General features: G+C 72.5%; 11 protein-coding genes. 7 read left to right on the top strand and 4 right to left on the bottom strand.

Annotated features, from left to right (window positions below):
• Positions 1 to 1,019: NAD-dependent epimerase/dehydratase family protein (locus tag AB0K37_RS37495; RefSeq protein ID WP_363989666.1), on the bottom strand; the 1,019-nt coding region annotated here is incomplete at its 3' end.
• An 89-nt stretch (positions 1,020 to 1,108) separates the two neighbouring features.
• Here AB0K37_RS37495 and AB0K37_RS37490 point away from each other — a divergent pair.
• From AB0K37_RS37490 to AB0K37_RS37465, 6 genes are all read left to right on the top strand, one after another.
• The gene (locus AB0K37_RS37490) at positions 1,109 to 2,542 is read left to right on the top strand and encodes a zinc-dependent metalloprotease (RefSeq protein ID WP_363989663.1); all 1,434 of its coding nucleotides are present in this window, start codon (positions 1,109 to 1,111) and stop codon (positions 2,540 to 2,542) included.
• Positions 2,539 to 2,715, top strand: a complete 177-nt coding sequence (locus tag AB0K37_RS37485) for a hypothetical protein (RefSeq protein ID WP_363989661.1) — start codon at positions 2,539 to 2,541, stop codon at positions 2,713 to 2,715. Before AB0K37_RS37490 ends, AB0K37_RS37485 begins: the two co-directional genes overlap by 4 nt.
• 193 nt (positions 2,716 to 2,908) lie before the next feature.
• Entirely contained in the window at positions 2,909 to 3,538 is a 630-nt protein-coding gene (locus tag AB0K37_RS37480; RefSeq protein ID WP_363989658.1) for a hypothetical protein, read from the top strand.
• Positions 3,535 to 4,530 carry a radical SAM/SPASM domain-containing protein gene (locus tag AB0K37_RS37475; RefSeq protein ID WP_363989655.1) on the top strand — a complete coding sequence of 332 codons (996 nt, stop codon included), beginning with the start codon at positions 3,535 to 3,537 and terminating at the stop codon, positions 4,528 to 4,530. The genes AB0K37_RS37480 and AB0K37_RS37475 overlap by 4 nt, the downstream gene beginning before the upstream one ends.
• Positions 4,527 to 5,186, top strand: coding sequence for an HD domain-containing protein (locus AB0K37_RS37470; protein ID WP_363989653.1), 660 nt, complete (start codon positions 4,527 to 4,529; stop codon positions 5,184 to 5,186). Before AB0K37_RS37475 ends, AB0K37_RS37470 begins: the two co-directional genes overlap by 4 nt.
• Positions 5,183 to 5,776, top strand: coding sequence for an NUDIX domain-containing protein (locus tag AB0K37_RS37465; RefSeq protein WP_363989651.1), 594 nt, complete (start codon positions 5,183 to 5,185; stop codon positions 5,774 to 5,776). The genes AB0K37_RS37470 and AB0K37_RS37465 overlap by 4 nt, the downstream gene beginning before the upstream one ends.
• Here the strand turns inward: AB0K37_RS37465 and AB0K37_RS37460 are convergent.
• From AB0K37_RS37460 to AB0K37_RS37450, 3 genes are all read right to left on the bottom strand, one after another.
• The gene (locus AB0K37_RS37460; RefSeq protein WP_363989648.1) at positions 5,766 to 6,437 is read right to left on the bottom strand and encodes a hypothetical protein; all 672 of its coding nucleotides are present in this window, start codon (positions 6,435 to 6,437) and stop codon (positions 5,766 to 5,768) included. The genes AB0K37_RS37465 and AB0K37_RS37460 overlap by 11 nt on opposite strands.
• A complete protein-coding gene (locus tag AB0K37_RS37455; protein WP_345184542.1) occupies positions 6,434 to 6,976 on the bottom strand; it encodes a M48 family metallopeptidase in 543 nt (180 codons plus the stop codon). Before AB0K37_RS37455 ends, AB0K37_RS37460 begins: the two co-directional genes overlap by 4 nt.
• A 185-nt stretch (positions 6,977 to 7,161) precedes the next feature.
• Positions 7,162 to 7,962 (bottom strand): enoyl-CoA hydratase-related protein, encoded by an 801-nt coding sequence (locus AB0K37_RS37450; RefSeq protein ID WP_353831761.1) that lies wholly within the window; start codon positions 7,960 to 7,962, stop codon positions 7,162 to 7,164.
• Positions 7,963 to 8,135: 173 nt separating this feature from the next.
• Between AB0K37_RS37450 and AB0K37_RS37445 the strand changes: the two genes are divergently transcribed.
• The gene (locus AB0K37_RS37445; RefSeq protein WP_345184450.1) at positions 8,136 to 9,467 is read left to right on the top strand and encodes an AarF/ABC1/UbiB kinase family protein; all 1,332 of its coding nucleotides are present in this window, start codon (positions 8,136 to 8,138) and stop codon (positions 9,465 to 9,467) included.
• The last annotated feature ends 130 nt before the right edge of the window (positions 9,468 to 9,597 follow it).

The following is a 9,597-nucleotide window of genomic DNA, read 5'->3' as shown; positions in this document are numbered from 1 at the left end:
CATGAGCGCGTCGACGTAGGAGTGGCCGCAGGTGTTCTCGCCGATCTCGCCGGCGACGAGCGGGACCTGCGCGGCGACGGGCGAGCGCGCAGGGCCGCGGCGTTGTCGTGGAGGGGTTTCCAGCCGGCGGCGCGCAGCCGCGCGCAGTCCACGACCCACGGGTAGGCGACGTAGTGCAGGTCGGTGGCGGGCGCGGGGGTCATGCCGAGCCGGTGGAGGCGCTGCGCCATCCCGAAGGTGAGGGCGGCGGGCAGCTCGAAGTGGCGCTTGCCGGTGATCTCGGCGACCTCCTCGGGGCCGAGCCAGCCTTCGGAGCCGACCGCGAGGGGGCCGGGCACGTTCTCGGTGACGACGACGTCCAGGGCGGACGCGAGGTCGTCGATGTGGCAGAACTGCCAGCCGGGCGTGCTGCCCTTGACCGACAGCAGCCGGGGCGCCTCGAAGTGGCGGGTGACGACGGTGTCGACGCCGGGCCCGGCGAGCGCGGCCGGGCGGACGACGGTGACCTCGACCCCCGGGTGGGTGAGGTGCGCCGTGGCGGCCAGTTCCTCGATCTCCAGGTAGTCGCCGGCGATGGAGGTGCTGGCCTCGGCGAGGAGGGGGGCGTCCTCGCTCAGCGGCACCTCGTTGTCCGGCCCCGCGCCGTAGACCATCGCGGACGTGACGAGGACCACGCGCCGGACGCGGGCCGCCGCCGCGGCGGTGACGACGGTCTGGGCGCCGCGGACGTTGTGGGTCCGGCGCTCGCGCGGGTCCACGTCCGGGGACCGTTCGATGTCCAGGTTGACGATCACGTCGACGTCGGAGAGCCGGCCGGGCAGCAGCGGATCCCTGATGTCGACGACACGCCAGGTGACGCCGGACACGTCGCCGCGGTGCCCGTCGATGGCGACGACCTTGCGGATCTCTTCCCGTTCGGCGAGCCGGGCGGCCAGGAGCCGCCCCGCGCCGGTGGCCGCGCCGGTGACGGCGACGACCGGGCCCTTGCTACGCCGAGGGCGAACCTTGCCCGTTGCCACGGGGGTGCCCCCTTCCTTGAGTACGCGACCTTGCCGGGACCGGCTAACGTTGCGGATATGAGCCCATCATGCATCCCAGGGGCAAACCGATGAGTGACACTCCGTTCGGCTTCAACCGTCCCGGGGACGGCGACGACGACGACCGGCCCCAGGATCCGTTCAAGGGCATGGGCGGCGACATGTCCCAGTTCGCCGACATGCTGCACCGGTTCGCGGACATGATCGGCGCGCAGGGTGCGGGCGGCGAAGGCGGCGGCCCCCTGAACTGGGACCTGGCCAAGAACATCGCCCGGCACACCGTGGTGGAGCAGGGCGACCCTTCGGTGGTGGACACCGAGCGGCGCCAGGTCGAGGAGGCGCTGCGCCTGGCGGAGCTGTGGCTCGACGAGCGGACGACGCTGCCCGCCGGGATCCGCACGCCGCAGGCGTGGAGCCGGTCGGAGTGGATCGAGCAGACGCTCCCGGTGTGGGCGAAGGTGTGCGACCCGATCGCGTCCCGCATGGTCGACTCGATGGGCGGGGCGCTCGGCGGCGGCGACATCCCCGCCGAGATGCAGGCGATGGCGGGCCCGCTGATCGGGATGGTCAAGCAGATGGCCGGGGCGATGGTCGGCGGTCAGGCCGGGCAGGCGCTCGGCGGGCTGGCCCGCGAGGTGACCGGCTCCGCCGACGTGGGGCTGCCGCTGGCGCCCGACGGCGTCGGCGCGCTGCTGCCCGCGGGCGTCGAGGCGTTCGGGGAGGGCCTGGAGGTCTCCTCCGACGAGGTCCGGCTCTACCTGGCGCTGCGCGAGGCCGCGCACCAGCGGCTGTTCACGCACGTGCCGTGGCTGCGCGCGCACCTGCTGGGCGCGGTCGAGGAGTACGCGCGCGGCATCACCGTCGACCTGTCGGGCATCGAGCAGGCCGTGCAGGGGCTCGACATGAGCAACCCGGAGGCCATCCAGGAGGCGCTCGGCGGGGAGATCCAGCTCCAGCCCGAGGAGACGCCGCGGCAGAAGGCGGCGCTGGCCCGTCTGGAGACGACGCTGGCGCTCGTCGAAGGCTGGGTCGACACGGTCGTGAACGAGGCCGCGCAGGGCCGGCTGCCCGGCTCGGTGAAGCTGGCGGAGGCGGTGCGGCGGCGCCGCGCGACGGGCGGCCCGGCGGAGCGGACGTTCGCGACGCTCGTCGGCCTGGAGCTGCGGCCGCGCCGGCTGCGGGAGGCCGCGGCGCTGTGGCGGTCGCTGACCGAGGCCCGCGGCACCGAGGGCCGCGACGCGGTCTGGGAGCACCCCGACCTGCTGCCGACGTCCGACGACCTCGACGACCCGGAGGGCTTCGTCCACGGCCGCGACGAGATCGAGGGCCTGTCCGACATCGACCTGTCCAAGCTCACCCGGGGGCTGGACGAGGACGGGAAGCCCGACGAGAAGCCCGACGAGAAGGAGTCCGGCGAAGCGAAGGAGCCGGACGGCGAAGAGCCCGGCGGCGAACGGGGGCCCGGCGACGAACGGGGGCCCGGCGACGAGGGGCCGCGCGCATGAGCCGGTCGCGCCCGTCATGGGTGAACGGCTGCCGCTATGAGCCGGGCTCGTCCACGAACGCGATCCGGAGGCGGATCGCGCGGGCGAGCCTGTGCTGGCAGCGCCCGCTCGACCAGGAACGCCGCCGCCGTCACCCGGCCAACTCCCGCTACCCCCGCGTCGGAAGGACCTGACGGCGCGGTCGGCGCGGCAATGCGGAAATGGCGGAGCAGTCCGTGGAATCACGCATTGAGCGCCTAAGCGGATCACCGTACGCTGAGGCCGAGATATTCGGCAGCGCACGCGCTATCCGCCAGGGGCAGGCTTCGGTTGGACAGGTTACGTTCCTTCGTCAGGTTCGCTTTCGGTGTCGCCCTCGTCGGCATATTGATCAATCTGGTCTCCAGCGTTGTCGACGACCGCTATCCGGCCCTCAGGAACCTGTTGGTCGGCGTCGCGGTGGCAGGTGCGGTCGGCTGGCTGCTGGTGCTGCTCACCCAGTACGTCTTCTCCTATGTGGCGGGCGGCCGGTACGCCGTTGAGGCTCTGATTCTGAACTCGCGGAACGAACTGCTCATGTACCGGCACCCGCACCACAAGGTGATGCTGCCGCCCGGTGGACGTGTGAAGCGTTCGGAGTTCCCCAATTTCGCGCTGCAGTTGCGGCTGGAGGAGCGGCTGGGTCTCAATCCGCGGCAGTACAGGTTTGACGACCATTTCCATCACGGCATCGACGAGAACACGGGGCACCTCGGCGAGATCCAGCGCTTCGCCGCGCCGTTCCTGGTGCAGCGCGAGATCCACCGCCAGCGGACCTTCGTGCGGTTCCACTACGACCTGATCTACGTCCTGCGGCTGCTGGACGACCACGCGGCGTTCGACTCCCCGAAGTACGACCCCGTGCACTTCGTGGATCTGGCGGCACTGCAGGAGATGGTGGCGCAGCGCCGGTCCTTCCCGGACGTCCTGGACGCCTACCGGAGGGTCCTCGACACCATCGGCGGGACGCGAGGTTGATCAGGGTCAGGTTCCCCGGCGGCGTCGCCGCGCCGGCGTGGCTGCGCGACCTCGGCGACCAGGTCGAGGTCACCGAGGACCCCTCCGTCATCGCGCTGGAGGAGGAGAAGAACACCGACCGGCAGCGGACGGCCGTCGACCGCGTCCTGCGCGCGGAGTTCGCGCGGCTGTGGGCCGCCGAGGTCCGGATCTTCAATCTGGTCTCGGTGGAGACGCGCGCGGGCTGCAACCACACCTGCACGTTCTGCCCGGTCTCGCGGGCGGTGGATCCGCGTCCCGCCGGGGAACTGGACCTCGCCGCGATCGATCTGATCGCCCGGCAGCTGGGCGGGCTGGGCTATGCCGGGCGGATCGCGCTCTTCGGCAACAACGAACCGCTGCTCGACCCCCGGCTGCCCGGCATCGTGGCGACCTTCCGCCGCTTCTGCCCGGACGCCGACATCCGCGTCCTCACGAACGGCATCCTCGTCCAGCCCGCGCTGGTGGCCGAACTGTTCGAGGCAGGCCTGTCGACCTTGTCCGTCAACAACTACTCCGACGGCAGACGCGTCATCGCTCCGATCCGCCGGTTGCTGGCCGAGGCGGACCGCCTGCGGCATCATGACATCCGAATCAGCGTGCGGCGGCGAGCGGAGATCCTCACCACTCGGGCGGGGCTGGCACCGAACAAGCCTCGCCCCACCGCGGAGCCCCGCGGCTTCTGCGCGCTTCCGTTCACCGACCTGCACATCTCCTACACCGGCGAGGTCAACCTGTGCTGTTTTGACGCCTACGGCAGCATCCGCGTGGGAAACGTGACCGAGACTCCGTTGACGGAGATCTGGCGATCCCCGCTGCTCGCTCGCTACCGCGCGAGCCTGCTGGGGTCCAACCGCGCTGATCTCGATCCGTGCCGGCACTGCGACTTCGACGGTTTCCGGGCCCCGGCCCCCGATGCGTCCCGGCCCCTGGTCCGCAGTGACATCCTGACTCCGGGGAGCACCGACTCGTGAACAAGGCTGAAGTCATCGAACGCACCGCCGAGTACGCCCGGGAGACGCTGCAGTCGGACTCGTCCGGGCATGACTGGTGGCATGTGGCGAGGGTCCACCGGCTGGCCCGGGAGATCGGCGCCGGAGAGGGGGCGGATCTGTACGTGGTCGAACTCGCCGCCCTGCTCCACGACATCTCCGACTACAAGCTCAACGGCGGCGATCTGGAAGAAGGGCCGCGCCGGGCCTTCGAATGGCTCGTCGGACTGGGCGAGCCCGAGGACCTCGCGCGGGCCGTGGCGGACATCATCGCGACGATGTCCTTCAAGGGAGCCGGCACCTCGTCCGAGATGCCGACCATCGAGGGCAAGGTGGTGCAGGACGCCGACCGGCTCGACGCGCTCGGAGCCATCGGCGTGGCCCGCGCCTTCGCCTACGGCGGCTTCAAGGGCGAGCCCATGCACCTGCCCGATCTGCCGCCGCACCTGCACGAGTCGGTGGACGACTACCTCAACCGGCAGGGCACCACGATCAACCACTTTCACGAGAAGCTCCTGCTGCTGAAGGACAGGATGAACACGCCGGGCGCACGCCGCCTGGCCGAGCGGCGGCACCGCGTCCTGGAGCGGTTCCTCGCCGACTTCCTGACCGAGTGGGATGCCAAGGACCTGACATGATCCCGGGCTCGGGCGCCCGGCCCGCCGGCGTCCCGGCCGGCGCGGCCCGCCATCGCGAGGCGGTCTCGATGCTGCTCCGGTGGAGCGCGCCGAGCGGGGAGCAGGAGCGGCTCCGGGCGGAGTTCCTGGAGCACTTGGCCGGCCACCCCGACGGCACCGACCGTGGCTGCGGGGCCGGTCACCTCACGGTCGGCGTCGTCGTGCTCGACCGGGCACTGGCCAACGTCCTGCTCACACACCACCGCGGGCTGGACCGATGGGCCCAGCTCGGCGGCCACTGCGAGACCGGCGACCCCGACCTCATCGCGACGGCGCGACGGGAGGCCGCTGAGGAGTCCGGCATCCAGGGCATCGATGTGGAGCCCTCCCCCATCCGGCTTGAGCGCTACCGCGCTCGGTGCCGTGGCCGCGATCTGCCGCACTTCGACGTGCAGTTCGCGGCGACGGCCCCGCCCCGGGCGGTGCCGGTGCCCGCGGACGGCCGGGACGAGGCGCGGTGGTTCCCGGTGCGCGCCCTTCCCTCCTCGGCGGACGAGTCCACGCGGGGCCTCGTCCGGCTCGCCCTGGGGGTGCGGGGGCTCAACCCCTGAGGGGGTGGCCTTCCAGGAGGGCGCGGGTGTTCTCCCAGCCTTCCAGGCCGGGGTCCAGGAACCGCAGGTCGTCGGGGGTGCGGAGGCGGTGCCAGCCGGGGCCCTGGGGCACGAGCCCGGGGCGCGGCGCGGCGGCCCGGAGCCGGGCGAGGGCGTCGGGGGTGTCGAGGTCGACCTCGTGCAGGGCGCAGGACAGCCAGCCAGGCAGCGGGAGGCGGGCGGCGAGGGCGACCAGGCCGTTCCCGCGGGCGGCGGCGCCTTCGGCCTGGCAGGCGGCGGCCGGGGCGGCGCCGAGGGCGCGGAAGAGCTTGCCGAGCAGCAGCGGCGGCAGGTCGGGGGCGTCGGGGGCGATCAGCGCGGCGGTCTCGGCGCCGAGGGCGTGCAGCGCGGCGAACGCGCCGGCGAGCGTGCCCTCCCGGACGATCGGCGTGCCCGGCCAGGTGACGGCCTCGGCGTCCGGCTGGTCCGGCGGGTCCAGGACGAGCGCGGGCGTCACGAGTTCGAGTCCGGCGACGACCTCGTAGGTGTCTTCGAGCAGCGCTAGCCGGTAGTCCTCCGGGTCGAGGCCGGGCGGCACGGCGGAGCGGAGCGGCCACGCGAGCACGGCGGCGCAGCGCGCCGGGCCTTCGGGCGTGCGGCCCGTGGCGACCTGGTCGGTCACCCGGCGGCCTCGTGCGGGTACGCCTCGCCGGGGTGCAGGCCGTCGCCGTGGTGGATGTCCGCGACGTCGCCCGGGGCGTCCGCTTCGAGCGGCAGGTGGGCGGCGGCGGCGACGCCCTCCAGGTAGCCGCGGGCGCGGTCGGCCTTCGGGTAGTTGCCGACCAGCTCCCAGAAGTCGGCGCCGTGCCCGGGGATGAGCAGGTGCGCCAGCTCGTGGACCAGGACGTAGTCCACGACCCAGCCGGGCATGCCGCGCAGCCGCGTGGACAGCCGGATGGTGCCGTCGTCGGGGGTGCACGATCCCCAGCGGGCGCGCTGGTTGGCGACCCAGCGGACGCTGACCGGGTCGGCGCGGCCGGCCAGGTAGCGGCGGGACAGCTCGCGGGCGCGGGACTGGAGGTCGGCGTCGGTGGGCCGCCGCCGGCGCTCCCTCTCCGCGAGGCGTTCCAGGATGGTCGCGATCCACTGTTCCTCTTCGGCCTTGCTCAGCCTTGACGGAACCATCACCACCACCTTGTCGCCCTCACGGTAGGCGGACACGGTGCGCCTGCGCCTCGGGCTGCGGCGGACCTCAACGTTAGGGGGCACGGTCAGAACCGTACTCGAATTTTTGCCGAATCCACAGGGGGTGTTTGACGTTACCGCAGGTCAACCCCTACGTTTTGGACAGTTCTCCAGAGGTTCCACCAATCTCGGCGGACGGTTCCGGCGGTGCGCCCGCGCCTTTACTCGCCTGAGAATTGCGGGCTGCGCTTCTCCCGCTGCGCCGCGAGGCCCTCGCGCATGTCCCGGGACGCCATCGTTACCGGCTGGGCGAGGGACTCCCAGCGCAGCGCCGACTCCATGTCGGGGTGGCCGCCGTTGGCCAGGGCGACCTTGGTGAGCCGGGTCGCGATCGGCGCCTGCGCGGCGATCCGCTCGGCGACGGCCAGGGACTCCGCCAGCACGTCCTCGCGCGGGAAGGCCTGGTTGACCAGGCCGTGCCCGGCGGCCTCGGCGCCGGTGAGGACCCGTCCGGCCAGCAGCATCTCGCGGGCCAGCGGCAGCCCGGCGACCTCGGGGAACAGCCAGGTCGCGGCCATGCCGGGGTGCAGGCCGAGGGCGGTGAACGGGGCGAGCAGCTTGGCGTCCCGCGCCGCGTACCGCAGGTCGCAGGCCAGCGCGAGGCAGAGGCCGGCTCCGACGGCGTGCCCGTTGACGGCGGCGATCGTCGGCACCTCCAGTCCGCGGATCGCGAGCCACGTCCGGTAGAACTCCAGCATCCGGTCGCGCAGCGGCGGGACGGCGACGTCGCCGGTTCCGGCCAGCCAGGACAGCTCGCCGCCGGAGCTGAACGCGGTGCCGGCGCCGGTCACGACGACGCAGCGCAGCGCGGCGTCGGCGCGCAGGTCCTCGACGGCCCGCTTCCAGGCGGCGGTGAGCTCGTCCGCCATCGCGTTGCGGCGGCCGGGGTCGTTCAGGGTGAGGACGGCGATCCCGTCGGGACGGCGGTCGATCAATAGCACATCGGCAGGCTCCGCGGACATGTCCGGCACCGTACCGCGCCCGCCGCGGCGCGCGGCGCGCGGCCCCGCACTCGCGTGAGAAAGCGCACACTTACCGCGTTTGACCAGGTCAGATGGGTGGACCGGTTCCGGCTTCGGGGAGAGTTCGGGATGGTTGTGGCGTGAACGACAGTGGATCATCGACAATGGTCGACGTGAGCGATCTTCCCCGCCGCGCGGTGACGCGGTCAGCAAAGCTGGCGTCCCTCCCCATCGGCTTCGCGGGACGCACCGCCCTCGGCGTGGGGAAGCGGACCTTCGGCCGGCCGGCGGAGACGGTCGCGATGGAGATCCAGACCCGGACCGCCGAGCAGCTGTTCAAGGTGCTCGGCGAGCTCAAGGGCGGCGCGATGAAGCTCGGCCAGATGCTGTCGATCTTCGAGGCGGCGCTGCCACCGGAGATCGCCGGCCCGTACCGGGCCACGCTGACCAAGCTGCAGGAGGCCGCTCCCCCGCTGCCGGCGTCGACCGTCCACAAGGTGCTGGAGGAGTTCCTCGGGGAGGACTGGCGGGACTACTTCGAGTCGTTCGACGACCGGCCGGCCGCCGCCGCGTCGATCGGCCAGGTGCACCGCGCCGTCTGGCACGACGGCCGGGCCGTCGCGGTGAAGGTGCAGTACCCCGGCGCGGGCAAGGCACTGATCAGCGACTTCAACCAGCTCGCCCGGCTGGGGCGGCTGTTCGGGGTGCTGATGCCGGGCCTGGACGTCAAGTCGATGCTGGCCGAGCTCAAGGAGCGGGTGGTCGAGGAGCTCGACTACACGATCGAGGCCGAGTCGCAGACCCGGTTCCGCGAGGCCTACCTGGACGACCCGGACTTCGCCATCCCCGAAGTCGTCGCGCAGTCCGGCAACATCCTGATCACCGAGTGGATGGACGGCACCGCGCTCTCGAAGATCATCAGCGACGGGGACCAGGAGACCCGCGACCACGCGGCCCTGCTGTACTGCCGCTTCCTGCTGTCGGGGCCGAAGCGGTCGGGGATGCTGCACGGCGACCCGCACCCCGGCAACTTCCGGCTGCTGGAGGACGGCCGGCTCGGCGTCCTGGACTTCGGCGCCGTCGACCGCATCCCCGGCGGGTTCCAGCGGCGCCTCGGGCTGCTGCTGCGGATCGGCACGATGGCCGACATCGACGAGGTCGAGGAGGCCCTGCGCCGGGAGGACTTCATCCGCGAGGGCGTGGAGATCGACGCCGAGTCGCTGCAGGCGTTCCTCGCACCGATCACCGAGCCGTTCGTCACCGAGACGTTCAAGTTCAACCGCGAGTGGCTGCGCGACATGGCCGCCCAGGTCACCGACCTGCGGCCGTCCAACGTCGTCCGGCAGCTGAACCTGCCGCCCGAGTACGTGATCATCCACCGGGTGCTGTCGGCGGGCACCGGCGTGCTCTGCCAGCTGGAGTGCGAGATCCCGGCCCGCGCCGAGTCGCTGAAGTGGGTGCCCGGCTTCGCCGACGACGCGGACGGCGAGCTGGTCGGCGGCTGACGGCCCCGTCCGGGAGGCGCCGGAAAGGCTCGGGTCGGCGCTGTCCGCCGCCGTCACCACCGTGATCATGGGCCTGGTCGGGAACGCGCCGCTGGCGCTCGCCGCGTTGATGCCGAGGCCCGCGGCGAGC

The organism is Actinomadura sp. NPDC049753 (genome assembly GCF_040674655.1).
Lineage (GTDB): Bacteria > Actinomycetota > Actinomycetes > Streptosporangiales > Streptosporangiaceae > Spirillospora > Spirillospora verrucosospora.
The sequence above is the reverse complement of the archived record's forward strand: the minus strand, read 5'-3'. Positions and strand labels throughout refer to the sequence as shown.

Bases quoted from the DNA above. Each gene is read 5' to 3' on its own strand.
- AB0K37_RS37490 (WP_363989663.1), top strand. From the start codon at position 1,109: ATGAGTGACACTCCGTTCGGCTTCAACCGTCCCGGGGACGGCGACGAC.
- AB0K37_RS37485 (WP_363989661.1), top strand. From the start codon at position 2,539: ATGAGCCGGTCGCGCCCGTCATGGGTGAACGGCTGCCGCTATGAGCCG.
- AB0K37_RS37450 (WP_353831761.1), bottom strand. From the start codon at position 7,962: ATGTCCGCGGAGCCTGCCGATGTGCTATTGATCGACCGCCGTCCCGAC.
- AB0K37_RS37465 (WP_363989651.1), top strand. From the start codon at position 5,183: ATGATCCCGGGCTCGGGCGCCCGGCCCGCCGGCGTCCCGGCCGGCGCG.